The organism is Nocardia sp. CWNU-33, assembly GCF_046764895.1.
GTDB lineage: Bacteria > Actinomycetota > Actinomycetes > Mycobacteriales > Mycobacteriaceae > Nocardia.
The window spans coordinates 485,867-502,125 of record NZ_JBKOQN010000001.1 but is presented as its reverse complement, the minus strand read 5'-3'; the positions used below and the strand labels follow the sequence as shown (position 1 = coordinate 502,125).

Sequence of the window (16,259 nt, the reverse complement as noted above, 5' to 3'; positions counted from 1 at the left end):
CGGGCGTCCGGTACGGAACCGGACGCCCGACAAGGTGCCCCCAGTAGGGCTCGAACCTACGACCTGCGGATTAAAAGTCCGTAGCTCTACCAACTGAGCTATAGGGGCGCGGAGGGACAGTGTAGTGGGCCTGGCGCGTATCCGGTAACCGGGGCGGCGGCGCGTCCGATGCCGCTGGGTGCGGCCGGTGTCTGCGCCGTGCCGGCCGCGCCGAGAGGCGGTGTGGCACGCGCCGAGAGGCGGTGTGGCAGCGGGTAACAAAGGGCGCGAGCGCGACGATGCTGCCGGTAAACATTTGGTACCCAGCTTTGTTCATTTCGCCGAGACATGGATATCATCGAAACATGTTGCCTACCAAAGTCTTTGGATTTGCGGGGGGCGCGGGGCCGAAGCTCGGGGGAGCGCGTCGTCGGCGCGGGCTGGTGCCGCGCGTCGAATGGACACGTCATCGGTCGGCCGGTCGACTCGGGTGAACGTGGCTGCGACGCTGTCGAATTCGGAAATCGAGCAGGCAACTCGAATTGATTGCGAGATGTTTGCCGTAACAGATAGTCGAGTCTGTCTGCAACCCTACTCTCCAGTTTGCCGCGTGTCGGATGACGATTCCGGGTACGGTGACGACTTGGTGAATGCCGGAAGAATCGCCGTCTTGCCCGGCGTTCCGGAATTCGGCCTATCGTTGTTGTGTTCGAACGTGTCGCGACCGGTATGGCCGATCGTGGCGAACTACGAATCGACGCCGGGGGAGGCAGATCCGAGACGAAGAAATACCCGGGTGCGCACCCCCTGCGGCGCACCCGGGCAGGAAAACTATACCAGCTGGTGTTTTTGAGGTTTTTCGCAAGTTTTCGTACCGAAAGTTTGAAACTGGGCGAAAACCCGGTTTGAAGTATTGATAAAACTCATAACTTCGCGCCAAGGGTCTGTTCCTTTGGGGGCATCGATTGGCGGCGAGTAGGCTTCGGAGGCGTTTCGAGCATGGCACGGCAGCAAGAGCGGGCCCGCCGGACACGCGCGGCGATTATCAGGTCCGCCGCCGTTGAGTTCGGGAAGAGCGGCTATGCCGCTGCATCGCTCAACCGCATATTAGAGGGATCGCGCGCCACCAAGGGCGCCATGTACTTTCATTTCGATTCCAAGGAAGATCTGGCTCGCGCCGTACTGGAGACGGCGGTCGAGCGCTATCGCGCCTCGGCCGAACGTTGGCTCATCAGAACGGATCTCGGTGCGCTGGACATCCTGCACGGCATGATCGACGAGATGGCGCTGCGATTGGAGCACGACATCATCGTCCAGGCCGAGTACCGGTTGATCATCGAGCCCGACTTCTATCGGGACGTGCAAACCGGTGGTGGACGGATTCTCGGCCGCGCCACCAGGATGCTGACCATCCGTGCTGTCGAGCAGGGGCAGCTGCGCACCGACGCGGACCCGGATCGCTTCACCCGCACGCTGGCCGCCGCACTCGCGGGTCAGCGCTACATGGTGGACCTCTTCGGCGGCGGGTCGGATCTGCGCGCCAGGTTCCAGGAGGCGCTCGAGGTGATCGTCGAGGCCATGGCCACTCCAGAGTGGGCCGAGAAGTTCCGCAAGGATGGGTGGCAGGCTCGAGCTCGCCTGGAAGACCTCGGTTTAGGGCTGTGACCAGCCGGTTTGGAAAGCGCTACCGGTCTGTCATAAGCTAACCGAGCTCCCAACGGACACCCGTTGAAAGCCGGTCTGGAGGAATCCAGGACGAGCCCCCTTCGTCTAGCGGCCTAGGACGCCGCCCTTTCAAGGCGGTAGCGCGGGTTCGAATCCCGTAGGGGGTACGGTCTTCGGATCGTTGGTAGCACGCAAGGCCCTGTGGCGCAGTTGGTTAGCGCGCCGCCCTGTCACGGCGGAGGTCGCGGGTTCGAGTCCCGTCAGGGTCGCAAGATAAGTGCCGGAGCAATCCGGCACTTCGCGTATGGCATTCAATACGGGTGCCTGCGGCCAGGTAGCTCAGTTGGTACGAGCGTCCGCCTGAAAAGCGGAAGGTCGCCGGTTCGATCCCGGCCCTGGCCACCAAATCCTCTTGACATTGCACATGGTCAGGGGGATTTTTCGCGTCTATACCCTGCTGGGGCGAGTGCCCGTCGGTGACCGCTGTTTTCCGCCCGATGTTGCACGTACGTCGCACGGCTTCTATAACGCTGATCACAGCCTACGGTTTACCTCGGTGCTGGTTGTTGCTCGGACCGGTTGATCGGATGCGCTCGTCAGCTCGCAGTACCGGCCCGTGCCGCGGCGAACTGCTACTCGTCGCGCCGATACCCCTGGCCGCACTGCTCGAGCTCGAGTCTCTCCCGCGGAGATAGAGGCCGAGTGCCGTCGGGGACGCGCCGGATGAGCGGCATCGCCGATGGTCCGGGCGCCCCCCGGACCCCCGGATCGGGATCACGTTTGGCCCTCGGACCCCGGATGGGGTTTACGTTCGGCTCCCGGCTCCCGGCTCCCGGCTCCCGGCTCCCGGCTCCCGGCTCCCGGCTCCCGGCTCAGGGTCATGCTTGGCCCTCGGGCCTACCGATGTGGTCACCTTCGTACCAGGCCAACGGTTGTGTCGGGCTTTGCCCGAAATCTCGGATCGGCTGGGGGATCGGTGGGATGCTGGGGGTATGGCTGAGCGCTGGTATTACTGCCTGAAGCACAACCGGGCCGAGCAGGGGCGGCAGTGTTGGTTCCGGGATCGGATGGGGCCGTATCCGGATCAGGCCACCGCTGAGCGGGCGTTGGAGATTGTGCGTGCGCGCAATGAGCGCGAGGATGCGCGGGATCGGTCGTGGCGCGAAGGCGAATGAGGAAAACCGCGGCGCGGCGCACGTCGTTGTGACACGACGGGCGCCGCGCACAACCGGGTCAGACCATCGCGAAGTGCGTCTTGTCGTCGCCGCCGACGGCGGTCCAGCAGCGAAATGCGTTCTTGTCGTCGTCCGGCACGCCGAGCAACTCGCTGGAAGGTCGAGCAGTTTCGTTCGGGTGTGAACCAGAAAAAGCTTGGCGAGCGGACCGGCCGTGGCGCAGGCAACAGAATGTCCTTGCGCCCGAGGCATTTCCGAGCGACTGTTGCACAGGTATCTGGTTCAGCCCCGGAGGTGGGACGAAAGTTGACGGAACGTCGGGGAGTGCGCTCAGATGCTGTTTAGGTCGATCAAGTACGGTTTCCTGAAATCAGACGAATGCTCGGGGTCCTGTCGTGGGCTCGGGGCTGACAGGTGAGCAGGGAGGGCGACCCTTGAGGGTTACCGTTGTTGTGCCGACCTACAACGAGCGGGAAAATCTGCCGGTTGCGGTGGAGCGGCTGACGGCGCTGCCAGTGCCCGACCTGCATGTGCTCGTGGTGGATGACAATTCGCCGGACGGGACAGGTGAGGTCGCCGACAAGTTGGCGGTCGAGCTGCCGAACGTCGTCGGCGTGCTGCATCGCACCGAGAAGGACGGATTGGGCCGGGCCTACATCGCCGGGATCACCCGGGCGCTGGACGAAGGTGCCGACGTGGTGATCCAGATGGACGCCGACCTATCCCATCCGGCCGAGGTGATTCCGGCCATGCTGGAGAAACTGACCACCACCGATGCCGGCGTGGTTCTCGGATCGCGCTACGTGCCTGGCGGGTCGACCGCCGCGGAGTGGAAGTGGTATCGCAAGGCGCTCTCGTCGTGGGCCAATTTCTACGTGAACCTGATTCTGCGGCTCGGTGTGAAGGACGCCACCGCCGGTTTCAAGGCGTGGAAGGCGGATACGCTGCGCGCGATCGATGTCGCCTCGATCCGCAGCAACGGCTATTCGTTCCAGGTCGAGATGAACTATCGGACGATCAAACAGGGCATCACGATTGCCGAGGTGCCGATCCGTTTCGAGGAGCGCACCCTCGGCGCATCGAAGATGAGCCTCAAGGTGCAGCTGGAGTCGGCCCTGATGCCGTGGAAGCTGCTCTTCGGTCGCAAGGTGTAGCCGAACGCCCAGGGTCCCGCGTCGTACTCGAATGCGGGGCGCTGGGCTTTGTTCGACAACGCTCGTCTCGTCGTGCCCGAAAGCACTAGTCCGCGTCCGGTTTCGGCCAGTTCAGCAGCGTGTCGAGGTAGAGCTGTCGCACCGACTCGACCTCGTCTTGCATATCGTCGGGATCCCAGCCGCTCACATCGATGGGCGCGAGGATCGCGACGTCGACCGTGCCCTTGCGCGCGACCATCGAATTGCGCCACGAGATTTCGCCCGCGTTGCGGATCACCACCGGGATCACCGGCACACCGGCCTGTAGCGCGATATGGAACGCGCCCTTCTTGAACGGCAGCGGGCTCGGTGTGTACGAGCGATGGCCTTCGGGGGCGACGGCGATGGATAGACCCGCGCGCAGCGTCTCCACCACCGGCGCCAGCGCGGCCTTCGCCTGCGCGGTATTCGAGCGATCGATGAATGTCACTCCGACGAAACGCATCAACGGCCCGAATATCGGATTACGGGTCAGTTCCTTCTTTCCAATGCCGGTGACGCCGCCCGCCAGGACCTTGGGCACGATGATGACGTCGAATTGGCTCTGGTGGTTGAAGAGAAATACCGCAGGCCGCGGTGTGCGCGCATGCTCCGCGCCGGAGACGCGGATTCGCACACCGATAGCCCCGAGGGTGCCGCGCGTCGCATAGGCCATCAGTCCATCGGCCATCTTTCTGCGCTGCCGTGTGTAGGACTTGGCGATCACGCCGAGGAAGGCGCCGCCGAGGAGTGCGGCGAACCCCGCGATCGTCCGGCCGTAGTCGGCCGGGCTCGGGGTCTGTCGTGGCCGGAACGTCAGCTTCGGCCAATCCTGTTCGGCGGCTACCACGCTGAGCCGTTTATCGGGGTTCACCGCCACCGGATGGCCGACCAGCGACAGCAACGGCAGATCGGCGAGTGTGTCGGAATAGGCGTAGCTGCGGCCGAGGTCGACGCCTCTTGCGGCCGCGAAACTGCCGACCGCATCGGACTTGCCGTTGCGCCACAACGTCTTTCCCTCGACGTAGCCGGTGAGGATGCCCTCGCTGGTCGCCATCGGGGTGTACAACACGTGCTCGATGCCGAGTGCGGCGGCCGCGGGCGCTACCTGGAACCTGGTCAGCGAAGTGGCGAGCACCAGGGTGTGCCCGGCGGCCTCATGGGCTCGGATGAGCTGCCACGCTTCGGGATACAGGCGCCCGTAGATGGATCGTTCGAAGAGACGCTGGCCGAGCGCGTCGAGTTCCGCCTCCGGCCGCCCCGCCAGCGCGTGCATGGACAGGTGCACGAACCGCCCGTACTCGCCGTCGGTGAGGCCGTTGCGAATGCCGCCGAGCAGCGTTGTGGCCGCTGTCGGGGCGTTCGGCCGGAAGACGCGCCGCAACAGCGAGGGCCGGGCGAACCCGTCCACGACGGTGCCGCCGAAGTCGAAGACAGCGGCGATTTCGGGTCCCTGCGGGCCCGACCGGATCGCGGCGATCGCCGCCTCGAGATCCGTTGGCGCAGTCTCGCTATGCGCGATAGTCGCGCCTTCCTGCTGCGCCGTAGTGTTGCGCGCACCCATCACGGCTCCTGCACTAGTCGGTTCGACGGATCCAAGGTGGCGGCCTGGGAAATACGGTTGCCGATGGCGCGCAGTTGTTCGGCGAACTCGAGTCTGCGCTCGGTCAATTCGGCCCTGCGTTTGGCCGAATCCCGCCCGACCGGTGTCAGCAGCCCGTGGTTGTCCGCGAGTTTCAGTGCGCTGGTGAATAGTTCGGTCGATACCGATTCCGGGCTGTGTAGCCGCTGCTGCAGCATCATCTGTTTGCCGACCCGGACGCACTCGTCGATGAACAGCTTGCGGTCGATCTCCTCGGCGGGGTCACGGGCGGCAAGCCGTTCGGCCACCACCAGTTGCGCGTCGAAGAAGGAACGCAAGGTGCGGTGCGCCATCATGAATCCGGAGGCGGTGAGGGTGGCGAGCACATCGGTGCCGAAGGTGTCCTCGGTGGTGTGGGTGTTCCAGTCCGGGTCGAGCACCAGCATTTCCGTGGTCATCTGTTCGGCGAACTCGGACCGTTCGGGGAAGAAGAAATCGAACTTCAGCAGGTCGCGCAGTCGGAACGCCTCGTCCCAGCCTGCCTTCAGCTGGTTCGGTGCTGGTGTGTCCAGCGCGGTCAGGATGGACAGTTCGAGGATCGCGCGGTTGATGAACCAGTGCACGGCGCTGTTGCGGTAGAACGCGGCTTCCAGGTGGGCGCCCGCCTCGATCGAGTAGATCGGTTCCAGCCCGCCGCGATAGACGGTGACAACCTTGGCCAGCGACAGCTGTTCCAGCACCACGGCGAGGCTCTGTTCGTCGCGCAGCGCATCGAGCTCACCGCTGGGCAGCGCGCGCTTCTCGATATAGTTCAGCACCGGATCGAGCACTGCGCGCACCTCGCCGCGGGTCAGCGCGCGTCCGTGCACACCGAGCAGTGCCAGGGTGGCCAGCGCGTTCACCGTGATCGGGGTGACGGCGTTGATGCCGACGGCGACCTCGAACGCCAGCCGCTGCACGGCCTTTCGCTCCCGTTCGGCGATCGCTTCCTCGGCGGCAGTGGAGCCCGGCCCATCCAGCGCCGAATCGGTGCTGTGTAGCGGAATGGACAGCGGTGGCGTGACGAGCGGATCGCCATACGCCGCAAGCCGGTCGCGCGCGGACAGCGGCTCGCCGAAGCTCACATAGACGTGTCCGGCCGAATGCTGTTGGCTACGAACGTAGCGCGCCAGCCAAGCCAGGCCCTCGGGCTTCTTCTGCCCGCCCACCTGTTCGGTGGCGATGGCGCCGAGTTCGTTGAGTCGCTCATAGGTGATCGACACCGGTACCAGCATGACGTCGTCGATGCGATTCGAACGGACCGCGGCGGCAACATAATTCAGTAGCCCGTAGCGCGGCGGTCGTAGCTTGCCGGTGCGGGTGCGGCCGCCCTCGAAGTACCACTCCAGGTTGAATCGCTTGGCGAGCAGGTAGGCGAAGTATTCCTCGACCACCGCCTTGTAGACCTCGTCGTCGCCGAAGCTGCGCCGGATGAAGACGGTGCCGGTGCGCCGGGCGATGGGGCCCATCGGCCAGAAGCTGAGGTTCGCGCCGCCGATCACATGGTTCGGCGGAAAATCATTGCGGGCCAGCACATCACCCAGCACGAATGCGTCGACGTAGGAGCGGTGCGAAGGTAGGAAGACCAGCGGATAACGCCGGTTGAGGGTCCGCAGTCCGGCGAGCCCGGATTCCTCGGTGTGCACCTTCCAGGTAGAGGCGTGCACCGGACGCATCGCCTGGGTGAACAGGTCCGAAACCAGCCTGCTCTGTGCGGCAACGAGTTCCTGCAGCCCCTTCTCGGCCCTGCGGTACACCTCGTGCGGGCTTGCGCCGATCTGGTCGGCGATGACGTCGAGCCGGTGCAGGAAGTCGGGAGAGTCGAGGATCTCCTCGGCCACCAGCCGCGGCACCTTGTACCGATCACCGATCACATTGCGTTCGGCGCGTTCCAGCACCACGAGCGCGGCGCGCACAATGGCGCGGGCGAACGGCTCTGCGGAGCCCGCGATGAACATCGCGGTGGCCTCGGGGTTATTGGCGCGCAACTCGCTGAGCAGCGCGGGCTGCCCGGTGAGCACGACGTGTCGGTCCGGCGACTTGCCGATCAATCTGCGCTGGGCAAGCCAGTGCGGCTTGCGCGGATTGCTCAGCAGCGCCAGGTCGGCGAAGGTGACACGGCGGACCCCGTCGCGTTCGGGGGGCAGCCACAGCACCCGCACGGGGACAACGAGTGGATCGTCGCTGCGGCCGGCCAGCCGGGTGGCGATGGCATCGGCGTCCAAGTCCAATTGGGTGACGGGTGCGTGCACGCCGAATTCCTTGGCGATGCCGCCGTCGGTGAGCCAGGCGCCGACGAGCTCGCGTTCGACTCTGGAGCTCGCGTCGACGAGGGCCACCACCGATCCGGGTGTCGTTGCTCGCTGAGCCTGCGCGGGCGAGTCCCCGCGGTGATCAATCATGACCAGATCCCTCCGCAACTGACGATCCCCCTATTCAAGCCCGCCACGGCATTCCGCGCAGGAACTCCGGCTCGCGAGTTCGCCGTGTGTCGGCTATCGGGCCCATTGGGCGCCGCCCTGACCTTTGCCGGTCCGAGCACGGCTTCGGTCCGACCGCGTCCGGTGGGCCTATTAGGCTGCGCGCATGGACTGGGCGTTGCGCGCATGCGGCTGGCATGGCCACTACACCTACGCGCCGGACGAACCCGAACTACGGGATCGGCTGCGCGTCGGTACGGTCGCCGGGGAGGCGTGGCGGTGCCTGCGGTGCGGCACCTTCGTGCCGGGTGACCCGGTCGGCTCCGGGCCTGCCGATCACGCGCCGGAGGTGCCGCGCGGCAGATTGCTGCGGGACCGCTGGCTGATGCGTGCGCTGGCGATCGAGCGGTTGCTGCGTGGTCTGCTCCTGGTAGCGGCCGCGGTGGTCGTCTTCAAATTCCGCTCCTCCCACGAGACCATGCGGGCGGCATTCGATCAGGATCTGCCGCTGTTGCGGCCGTTCGCCGATCAGATCGGCTGGGACATCGACCGATCCAAGCTCGTGCGGCTGGCCGGCGAGGCGTTCGACCTGTCGAACAACACCTTGCTGTGGATCGGGTTCGGCATCCTCGCGTATGCGGGTTTGCAGGTGCTGGAGGCGGTCGGGTTGTGGCTGGTCAAACGCTGGGGTGAGTACTTGGCGGTCGTCGCGACGAGTCTGTTCCTGCCCTTGGAGATCTACGAGCTGACCGAGAAGATCACCGCGTTGCGGATCGGTGCGCTGGTGGTCAATATCGCGGCGGTGGTGTGGTTGGTCTACAGCAAGCGGTTGTTCGGGCTGCGTGGGGGCGGTGCGGCGTATCACGCCGAGCACAGTGCGGAGAGTCTGTTGAGTGTCGAACGGGCGGCAGTTGCTGTGGCTGTCGGCACACTTCCGATCTAATCAGGTAATGCTAACCTTACTTCCTAAAATTAGGTCAGCATTACCTTTGGAGGATCGTTGTCGACCACGGAGCGCTTGCGCCTGGAGTACGTGACCGATCCGGCGGCAGCGATGTCCCGGCTGGCCGCCGCCGATCGGTTCGGCGAGTACGTCATGTACGAGCGCCCGGGGGAATGGGTCTTCACGGCCGATCCGCTCGGCAGTGTGGAACTGGACGCGCACGAGCTGCGCGTGGTGTGGGAGGGACGGACCACCACCAGTGTGTGGGACGGCAGCCCCGCGAGCGTCATCGACCGCGCGCTGGGCGCGCTGCCGCTCGGCGGCCGCCAGGCATACGGCTGGATCGGATTCGAATTCTGTGCGTGGGCGCTGGAGGCCACCGCGCATCTGCATCCGAGGACGGCCCTTGCGCACCTGATGATTCCGCGCATCGAGGTGGCGATCGGCGAATTCGGCGTGCGCATCTCGGGTGCCACCCCGGCCGAGACCTGCGATATCCACGATCTCATCGCGGCCTCGCAGGAGAGCGAACTACCGCAGGCGCATCCGGCGGACGTCCGCCTGGATCCCACCGGATATCGCGATCGGGTCGCCGAGGCGGTCGCCGAAATCCGTTCTGGCCGTTACCAGAAGGTCATTCTGTCCAGGAAGGTCGAGCTGCCTTTCGTGGTCGACGTGCCCGCCACCTACCGACTCGGTCGCGCCAACAACACCCCGGCCCGCTCGTTCCTGTTGCGGCTCGGCGGACTCGAGGCGGCGGGCTTCAGCCCGGAACTGGTCGCTTCGGTGGATCAGGATCGGGTGGTCACTACCGAACCGCTGGCCGGCACCCGCGCCTTCGGGCGCGGCCGCGATGCCGACATGGCGGCCAGGACCGATCTGATCACCGACCCGAAAGAAATTGTCGAGCACGCTATTTCGGTGCAGACCTCGTTCAAGGAGATCACCTCCGTCGCCGATCCCGGCACGTCCGTGGTCTCGGACTTCATGGCGGTCCGCGAGCGCGGCAGCGTCCAGCACCTCGCCTCCACGGTGCGCGGCAGGCTCGCCGCCGACCGCTCCAGCTGGGATGCGCTCGAGGTGCTGTTCCCCTCGGTTACCGCGTCCGGCATTCCGAAGCGCGAGGGCGTCGACTCCGTATTCCGCCTCGACGGCGCACCCCGCGGACTGTATTCCGGTGCGGTGGTGACGATTTCCCCGACCGGTGCCATGGAGGCCACGTTGGTCCTGCGGGCGGTTTACCAGAACACCGAGGGCGCGTGGCTGCGTGCGGGCGCCGGCGTCGTCGGCCAGTCGCTGCCCGAGCGCGAGTTCGAGGAGACCTGCGAAAAGCTGGGCAGTATCGCCCCGTATGTGGTGAAGGCCTAGCAGTCGGATCCGCTGCGAACAGGCCCGGCCGTCGGAAACTCGGCCGGGCCTCTTTGTGTTCGCCGTCAGGCTTCGGCGCGCAGGGCTTTCTTGTCGATCTTGCCGACAGCGGTGAGGGGCAGGGAGTCGGCCTGCCGCAGGAGGTCGGGCAGTTTGTAGGTGGCCAGACCGCGGTCGGTGAGGAAGGTCTTGACCTCGGCCAGGGTCGGCATGGCGGCGTCGACCACCAGTACGGCGCAGACCTTTTCGCCGAGGGCGGCGTCGGGCAGGCCGACCGCAGCGGCGTGCCGAACGGCGGGGTGTGCGAGCAGGTGTTCTTCCAACTCGTCGCAGGAGATGTTCTCCCCGCCGCGGTTGATGACGTCCTTGATGCGGCCGGAGACGATCAGGTGGCCGGTGGGGAGGCGCCGGACCAGATCTCCGCTGCGGTAGTAGCCGTCGGGGGTGAAAGCGCGGGCATTGTGCTCGGGGGCGCGGTAGTAACCGCGAATGGTGTAGGGGCCCTTGGTGAGCAGCTCGCCTTCGGCGCCGGGAGCGACATCGTTGCCGTCGGCATCCACCACGCGGACCTCGTCGGCAGCAGAGAGCGGGCGACCCTGGGTGGTGCATACGGTGTCGGCGGAATCGTCGAGACGGGTGTAGTTGAGCAGGCCCTCGGCCATGCCGAACACCTGTTGCAACCGCACCCCGAGCGCGGGCTCGACATCGCGGGCATTCACCTCGGCCAGCCGGGCGCCGCCGACCTGTAGCAGCCGCAGCGATCCGAGATCGGCCTCCTCCCATTCGGTTGCCGCGCACCACAACTGGGCCAGCGGCGGAACCACGGCCGTGACCGTGACCCGGTGCCTTTCGATCACGGCGAACGCATTTTCCGGACTCGGATCGGTGAGGAAGGCGATCGCGCCGCCCACCCCGATGGTGCCGAGGATGCCGGGGCAGGCCAACGGGAAATTGTGTGCCGCGGGCAGCGTCGCGAGGTAGACGTCCGCCTCGGTCAGTTCGCACACCTCGGCGCTCGCGGTGGCGTTGTAGACATAGTCGTAGTGGGTGCGGGCGATCAGCTTCGGCAGGCCCGTCGTACCCCCGGAGACCAGCATCAGCGCGATATCGCTCGGATCGATGGTCGGCAGCGAATCACCCTCGCGTGGAACAGAATTCAGGTCGGTAAAGGTTCCTGGATCGCCCAGCACCAGCACCTGCCGCACAGTCGGGACGGACTGCTGGACGGTCACCGCGAGGTCCCGGTAGTCGAAGTCGCCGAGGCGGTCGGCGATGAGATAGGCGACCGCACCGGAAAGGCGGGCCAGGTGTTCGATCTCGGCGCGGCGGTGCGCCGGCAACGTGAGCACCGGGATGATCCCCGCACGGAGCAGCCCGAACAGCACGGTCGCGAACTCGGGCACGTTCGGCAACTGCACGACGACTCGATCGCCCGGCGTAATCCCCAGCGCGAGCAGCCCGTGCGCCATGCGGTCGGCATCGGCATCGAGTTGCGCGTAGCTGCGCCCGACGTCGCCATCGAGCAGTGCGGTGCGATCCGGATGCTGTCGCGCCGTGGCACGCAGCAGATCATCGAGTGGGCGACCGGTCCAGTAGCCCGCCGCACGGAATGCGTCGGCGTCGGCCGCGGGGAAGGGCACGTAGCCGTCGCCGCCGGTGCCGTTTCGAGCGACGTGCAAGCGGTCGCTAGCGGGGGGTGTCGAAGTCACGGTCGGCCTCACAGGTGGGAGCGCAGCAGATACGCACTGCCGGATCGGGGTCTCTGAACATAGGTTAGGCAACCCTATATCAGCGCCTCGGCAATCGCCCGCCCGTGTCGATCCGTCGAACGACGGTGGTCGAGTAACGGCAGCGACAGCTACGTGGGCGCGTGGGGCCGTGCGCACGCCGAATTCACCTCATATCGGACTAGACTCGCCCACATGGGTGGCTGGGACACATCGAACATTCGCGATCAGGGGGGCCGGACGTTCATCGTCACCGGCGCGAACAGCGGGCTCGGCGCCGTGACGGCGCGAGCGTTGGCCGGTGCGGGGGCCGAGGTAGTGCTGGCCTGTCGCAATGTGGCCAAGGGGGAGCAGGTTGCGAGCGAAATCGGAGCGCGTGCGCAGGTACGCAAGCTCGACCTCGCCGATCTGGCCTCGGTGCGGGAGTTCGCCGATTCGGTGGACAAGGCCGATGTGCTGATCAATAACGCCGGTGTGATGGCGGTGCCGCTGGGCCGGACCGCCGACGGTTTCGAAATGCAGGTCGGCACAAACCATCTCGGCCACTTCGCGCTGACCGGTCTACTCCTGGACAAGATTTCCGATCGAGTGGTCACGGTATCCAGTGGTGCGCACCGCACCGGCAAGATCGATCTGGATGATCTGAACTGGGAGCGCCGCAAGTACCAGCGCTGGCCCGCATACGGCCAGGCGAAGCTGGCCAACCTGATGTTCGCCAATGAGCTGCACCGCAGGCTGACCGCAGCGGGCTCGCCGAAGATCTCGGTTGCCGCGCACCCCGGCTACGCCGCGACCGAGCTGCAATCGCACACCGAATCGGTTCAGGACACGATCATGGCCTACGGCAACCGGCTGCTGGCGCAGAGCGCCGAGATGGGTGCGCTGCCAGAGCTTTTCGCGGCCACCGAGAAGATCGAGCCGGGCGCGTTCTACGGACCGGACGGCTGGCTCGGCCTGCGCGGCTACCCCGCCCGCTCCAGCTCCAGCGCGGCGTCGAAGGATGTCGAAGTCGCGCGTGGGCTGTGGGAGCTGTCGGAGAAACTGACCGGCGTCACCTACAACTTCGGCAAGTAGCCTACGGCTTCGGGAAGTAAACGGCGGCCGGATGTCCCTGCATACGGGACGTCCGGCCGAATCCGTTCGGGGGCGAGGCTCAGCTCAGGATGTGCAGGTCGTAGAAGAGCTGGTAGCGGTTCGGTTCGTCCGGCAGGAACCAGTGGAATCCCTCGAGCAGGAACACCGCGACCAGATTGATCGCCAGCACGATACCGAGGAACCACAGCGCGATGCGCCCGACCATGCGGTGCGGTGTGGCCGGGATGGCCGGTGCGGCGGTTTCGTGCGAAAACGACAGCACGACACCGATAGTCGCGATCGCGGCAACGAACAGGATCCACGCCCAGACGTACCGGTGCAGACCGAGCATCGGGTCGCCGTAGCCGGGATCGCCGGGCAGGATGTGCAGCATCGTCTGCCACCAGGTTGCGAATCCGCCTGCGACACAACCGACTATGGCCAGGCCCCAGCCCTTGGTGTAATCGTGGGCCTCGATCGTCCCGTTCATGCCCTCGCGCACAATGGACGCGGCGCCCAAGGCCGCAAGCGCCATGAACATGCGCTGCACGATGCACAGCGGGCACGGGTACTCCCATGCACCGAACTGGAATGCGAGCCCGCCGCAGATGACGCCGGTCCAGCCGATCACGAAAATTACCGCGAGCCAGTATTGGATCTGGCCGAGGGTCCTTCGCGTGGTCGATGGCCGGATCGTCGTCATCAGTAGCTCAATCCGAGTCCGAGACTGCTGGTGATGTGATGCACGAGCAGCAGTACCGTCGCGAGCAGCAGCACCCACCACGCGCCGACCACGACCCGTCGGGAGCGTTGCTGGAACAGGGCGACCATGGCCGCCAGCAAACCGCCGAAGATGAGCGTGTCCATGGCAGAACGGTACTAGTTTCCGGCTCTCACCAGCCAAGATAGTGTGTTGACACGCCGCGGGGTCGGGTCGTTCGACGCGCCGGACAGTGCGCTGCGCCCGCGGGCTGGGCAGCGACTGTATCGGTCTGGGTCCGTCGTGCACGGCGTCGAACGTTCTCCGGTACCAGGGCCTTCGAAGCAAGTCGGAGCGCTCACCGTCGGCAGCCGGGCAGTGCGGCTCGCCCCGGCTCCGGGGCGTAGTCGATGACGGCAGAGTCGAGTGGTCCAGTTCACATTCGAGCCGGTGTCACACATCGTTTCGCTGTGTCGTCCTCACTGTGAAGCCATCGAATAGAAAAGGAAGTCATCTCATGGACGCTCGGATGAATCTCTACGCCAACCCGGTCGCCGCCAGCTTCACCAAGCGACTCACCATGGCGGGCAAGGTCATCGGTGATTCCGCGCTGCCTGCCGCCACCTACGAGCTCGTCAAGATTCGGGCCAGTCAGATCAATGGCTGTGGTTACTGCACCGACATGCACACCAAGGACGCAGCGCACGCAGGTGAAACCTCCGTGCGGCTCAACCTTGTTGCCGCGTGGCACGAGTCGACGGTGTTCACCGAGGCGGAGCGGGCCGCGCTGGCGCTCACCGAGGAGGCCACTCGCATCGGCGACGGCCGCAGCGTCAGCGACGAGGTTTGGAACCAGGTGCGCAAGCACTACGACGAGGACCAGACCGCCGCGCTCATCGCCGCCATCGCGATGATCAACGCCTGGAACCGGATGAATGTCATCGCCCGCACACCCGCGGGCAGCTATGAGCCCGGCCAGTGGGGGTGAGCGGCATCTCGGCCCTAGCGCCGAGTCGAACGTCGCGATCAGTAGCAGCAAGCTGCCGATCGTGACGTTCGGCTCATTCGGCGCGCCCGCGCGGCACCGTGCGTTCACTGGTTGGTACCTGCCTGGTACAGTCGCCGACGTGCAGCGCGTGTATTTCTGGTTTAGCGAGCCGGCCCCGGGTGGGTCGGTCTGCGGCAACCTCCTGCGCTGACCAACTTCCACCCCGAGCCGGATGACGACCGGCTCGACGGGTTTCCGTCAGTGAGTCGGCCTGACGTAAAGGAACCCACAACGATGACTACTGCTGCCGATGTCGATGCGCGGCATTCCGATCTCGATGATCAACGCACCCTCAGCGTGAGCCCTTTGCGCTCACCGGCCGAGGTGCGTCGGGTGCATCCGATCACCGATCAGCTCGCCGACACCGTGCGTGCCGGCCGCAAGGCCACCGTCGACGTGCTCAATGGCGACGACGATCGCCTGATGGTGATCGTCGGTCCGTGTTCGGTGCACGATCCCGCCGCGGCGCTGGATTACGCGCGCCGCCTCGCCGCCAAGGCCGCCGAACTCGACGATCGGCTGCACGTGGTGATGCGGGTGTACTTCGAGAAGCCGCGCACCACCCTCGGCTGGAAGGGGCTGATCAACGATCCGCACCTGGACGGCTCCTTCGATGTCAACACCGGTCTCGGTTTCGGCCGCAAGCTGCTCGTCGACATCACCGCGCTCGGCCTGCCGGTGGCGTGCGAGTTCCTCGACCCGATCACCCCGCAGTACATCTCGGACCTGGTGTCCTACGGCGCCATCGGCGCGCGCACCGCGGCCAGCCAGGTGCACCGCCAGCTCAGCAGCGCGCTGTCCATGCCGGTCGGCATCAAGAACGGCACCGACGGCGATGTGCAGGTGGCCGTCGACGGCGTCCGCGCCGCGGCCGCCAGCCACGTGTTCCCCGGCACCGACCTCGACGGCCGCGCCGCACTCATCCGCACCTCCGGCAACCCCGACTGCCATGTGATCCTGCGTGGCGGCAGTTCCGGCCCGAACTACGATGCCGCCTCGGTCGCCGAATCGTGCATCCGGCTGGAGAAGGCCGCGCTGCCGCAGCGGATCGTGGTGGACGCCAGCCACGGCAACAGCAACAAGGACCACAACAAGCAGGTCGATGTGGTCACCGATATCGCGACGCGACTGGCCGCAGGTGAGCCGGGCGTTGTCGGTGTGATGCTGGAGAGCTTCCTCGTCGCAGGCCGCCAGGACCTGACCCTCGGCCACGCCGACGAGCTGACCTACGGCCAGTCCATCACCGACGCCTGCCTGGACTGGGAGACCACCGCCCGTCAGCTCGACCACCTGGCCGCCGCGGTCGCGCAGCGACGGGATAGCTGAGGCCGCACTGCATTCGGTGCACGCTGCGACGCCTCGGCTCA

The 16,259-nt window shown here is 66.0% G+C and carries 13 protein-coding genes and 4 tRNA genes; 11 read left to right on the top strand and 6 right to left on the bottom strand.

Annotated features, from left to right (window positions below):
- Positions 1-35 precede the first annotated feature (35 nt).
- Positions 36-108: transfer RNA gene (locus ACLMAL_RS01685), tRNA-Lys, on the bottom strand.
- 870 nt (positions 109-978) lie between these two features.
- Between ACLMAL_RS01685 and ACLMAL_RS01680 the strand changes: the two genes are divergently transcribed.
- The 6 genes from ACLMAL_RS01680 to ACLMAL_RS01655 all read left to right on the top strand — a co-directional run bounded on the left by ACLMAL_RS01680 (position 979) and on the right by ACLMAL_RS01655 (position 3,973).
- Positions 979-1,644: a TetR family transcriptional regulator gene (locus tag ACLMAL_RS01680; RefSeq protein ID WP_328408848.1), complete on the top strand. Its 666-nt coding sequence runs from the start codon at positions 979-981 to the stop codon at positions 1,642-1,644.
- Between the two features lie 94 nt (positions 1,645-1,738).
- A tRNA-Glu gene (locus ACLMAL_RS01675) sits at positions 1,739-1,811 on the top strand.
- Positions 1,812-1,839: 28 nt separating this feature from the next.
- Positions 1,840-1,913, top strand: a tRNA-Asp gene (locus ACLMAL_RS01670).
- A gap of 59 nt (positions 1,914-1,972) precedes the next feature.
- Positions 1,973-2,049, top strand: a tRNA-Phe gene (locus ACLMAL_RS01665).
- Between the two features lie 587 nt (positions 2,050-2,636).
- Entirely contained in the window at positions 2,637-2,819 is a 183-nt protein-coding gene (locus tag ACLMAL_RS01660; RefSeq protein WP_328408850.1) for a hypothetical protein, read from the top strand.
- Between the two features lie 434 nt (positions 2,820-3,253).
- Positions 3,254-3,973 (top strand): polyprenol monophosphomannose synthase, encoded by a 720-nt coding sequence (locus tag ACLMAL_RS01655; RefSeq protein ID WP_411997445.1) that lies wholly within the window; start codon positions 3,254-3,256, stop codon positions 3,971-3,973.
- Positions 3,974-4,058: 85 nt separating this feature from the next.
- Here ACLMAL_RS01655 and ACLMAL_RS01650 read toward each other — a convergent pair whose 3' ends face one another.
- Both ACLMAL_RS01650 and ACLMAL_RS01645 read right to left on the bottom strand, forming a co-directional pair.
- Positions 4,059-5,555 carry an HAD-IB family hydrolase gene (locus ACLMAL_RS01650; protein WP_411997444.1) on the bottom strand — a complete coding sequence of 499 codons (1,497 nt, stop codon included), beginning with the start codon at positions 5,553-5,555 and terminating at the stop codon, positions 4,059-4,061.
- The gene (locus ACLMAL_RS01645; RefSeq protein ID WP_411997443.1) at positions 5,555-8,014 is read right to left on the bottom strand and encodes a glycerol-3-phosphate 1-O-acyltransferase; all 2,460 of its coding nucleotides are present in this window, start codon (positions 8,012-8,014) and stop codon (positions 5,555-5,557) included. Before ACLMAL_RS01645 ends, ACLMAL_RS01650 begins: the two co-directional genes overlap by 1 nt.
- Before the next feature lie 184 nt (positions 8,015-8,198).
- Between ACLMAL_RS01645 and ACLMAL_RS01640 the strand changes: the two genes are divergently transcribed.
- Both ACLMAL_RS01640 and nbtS read left to right on the top strand, forming a co-directional pair.
- Positions 8,199-8,975, top strand: coding sequence for a DUF2127 domain-containing protein (locus ACLMAL_RS01640; RefSeq protein WP_411997442.1), 777 nt, complete (start codon positions 8,199-8,201; stop codon positions 8,973-8,975).
- Positions 8,976-9,032: 57 nt separating this feature from the next.
- Entirely contained in the window at positions 9,033-10,343 is a 1,311-nt protein-coding gene (nbtS, locus tag ACLMAL_RS01635; RefSeq protein ID WP_411997441.1) for a nocobactin biosynthesis salicylate synthase NbtS, read from the top strand.
- A gap of 65 nt (positions 10,344-10,408) precedes the next feature.
- Here the strand turns inward: nbtS and ACLMAL_RS01630 are convergent, their stop codons facing one another.
- Positions 10,409-12,022 carry a (2,3-dihydroxybenzoyl)adenylate synthase gene (locus ACLMAL_RS01630; RefSeq protein ID WP_411997530.1) on the bottom strand — a complete coding sequence of 538 codons (1,614 nt, stop codon included), beginning with the start codon at positions 12,020-12,022 and terminating at the stop codon, positions 10,409-10,411.
- A 243-nt stretch (positions 12,023-12,265) separates the two neighbouring features.
- Here ACLMAL_RS01630 and ACLMAL_RS01625 point away from each other — a divergent pair, with 243 nt between their 5' ends.
- Complete coding sequence (locus ACLMAL_RS01625) at positions 12,266-13,144, top strand: oxidoreductase (RefSeq protein WP_411997440.1); 879 nt, start codon at positions 12,266-12,268, stop codon at positions 13,142-13,144.
- A 79-nt stretch (positions 13,145-13,223) separates the two neighbouring features.
- Here ACLMAL_RS01625 and ACLMAL_RS01620 read toward each other — a convergent pair whose 3' ends face one another.
- Positions 13,224-13,847, bottom strand: coding sequence for a disulfide bond formation protein B (locus ACLMAL_RS01620; protein WP_411997439.1), 624 nt, complete (start codon positions 13,845-13,847; stop codon positions 13,224-13,226).
- Entirely contained in the window at positions 13,847-14,011 is a 165-nt protein-coding gene (locus tag ACLMAL_RS01615) for a DUF5993 family protein (RefSeq protein WP_411997438.1), read from the bottom strand. The genes ACLMAL_RS01620 and ACLMAL_RS01615 overlap by 1 nt, the downstream gene beginning before the upstream one ends.
- A 350-nt stretch (positions 14,012-14,361) precedes the next feature.
- Between ACLMAL_RS01615 and ACLMAL_RS01610 the strand changes: the two genes are divergently transcribed.
- Both ACLMAL_RS01610 and ACLMAL_RS01605 read left to right on the top strand, forming a co-directional pair.
- Positions 14,362-14,832: a carboxymuconolactone decarboxylase family protein gene (locus ACLMAL_RS01610; protein ID WP_328408866.1), complete on the top strand. Its 471-nt coding sequence runs from the start codon at positions 14,362-14,364 to the stop codon at positions 14,830-14,832.
- Positions 14,833-15,126: 294 nt separating this feature from the next.
- Positions 15,127-16,218, top strand: a complete 1,092-nt coding sequence (locus ACLMAL_RS01605; RefSeq protein ID WP_411997437.1) for a 3-deoxy-7-phosphoheptulonate synthase — start codon at positions 15,127-15,129, stop codon at positions 16,216-16,218.
- The last annotated feature ends 41 nt before the right edge of the window (positions 16,219-16,259 follow it).

What these genes read in the sequence shown, in the direction of transcription:
- ACLMAL_RS01680 (WP_328408848.1), top strand. Translation starts at nt 979, where the DNA reads ATGGCACGGCAGCAAGAGCGGGCCCGCCGGACACGCGCGGCGATTATC.
- ACLMAL_RS01660 (WP_328408850.1), top strand. Translation starts at nt 2,637, where the DNA reads ATGGCTGAGCGCTGGTATTACTGCCTGAAGCACAACCGGGCCGAGCAG.
- ACLMAL_RS01650 (WP_411997444.1), bottom strand. Translation starts at nt 5,555, where the DNA reads ATGGGTGCGCGCAACACTACGGCGCAGCAGGAAGGCGCGACTATCGCG.
- ACLMAL_RS01645 (WP_411997443.1), bottom strand. Translation starts at nt 8,014, where the DNA reads ATGATTGATCACCGCGGGGACTCGCCCGCGCAGGCTCAGCGAGCAACG.
- ACLMAL_RS01640 (WP_411997442.1), top strand. Translation starts at nt 8,199, where the DNA reads ATGGACTGGGCGTTGCGCGCATGCGGCTGGCATGGCCACTACACCTAC.
- ACLMAL_RS01625 (WP_411997440.1), top strand. Translation starts at nt 12,266, where the DNA reads ATGGGTGGCTGGGACACATCGAACATTCGCGATCAGGGGGGCCGGACG.
- ACLMAL_RS01620 (WP_411997439.1), bottom strand. Translation starts at nt 13,847, where the DNA reads ATGACGACGATCCGGCCATCGACCACGCGAAGGACCCTCGGCCAGATC.
- ACLMAL_RS01615 (WP_411997438.1), bottom strand. Translation starts at nt 14,011, where the DNA reads ATGGACACGCTCATCTTCGGCGGTTTGCTGGCGGCCATGGTCGCCCTG.
- ACLMAL_RS01610 (WP_328408866.1), top strand. Translation starts at nt 14,362, where the DNA reads ATGGACGCTCGGATGAATCTCTACGCCAACCCGGTCGCCGCCAGCTTC.
- ACLMAL_RS01605 (WP_411997437.1), top strand. Translation starts at nt 15,127, where the DNA reads ATGACTACTGCTGCCGATGTCGATGCGCGGCATTCCGATCTCGATGAT.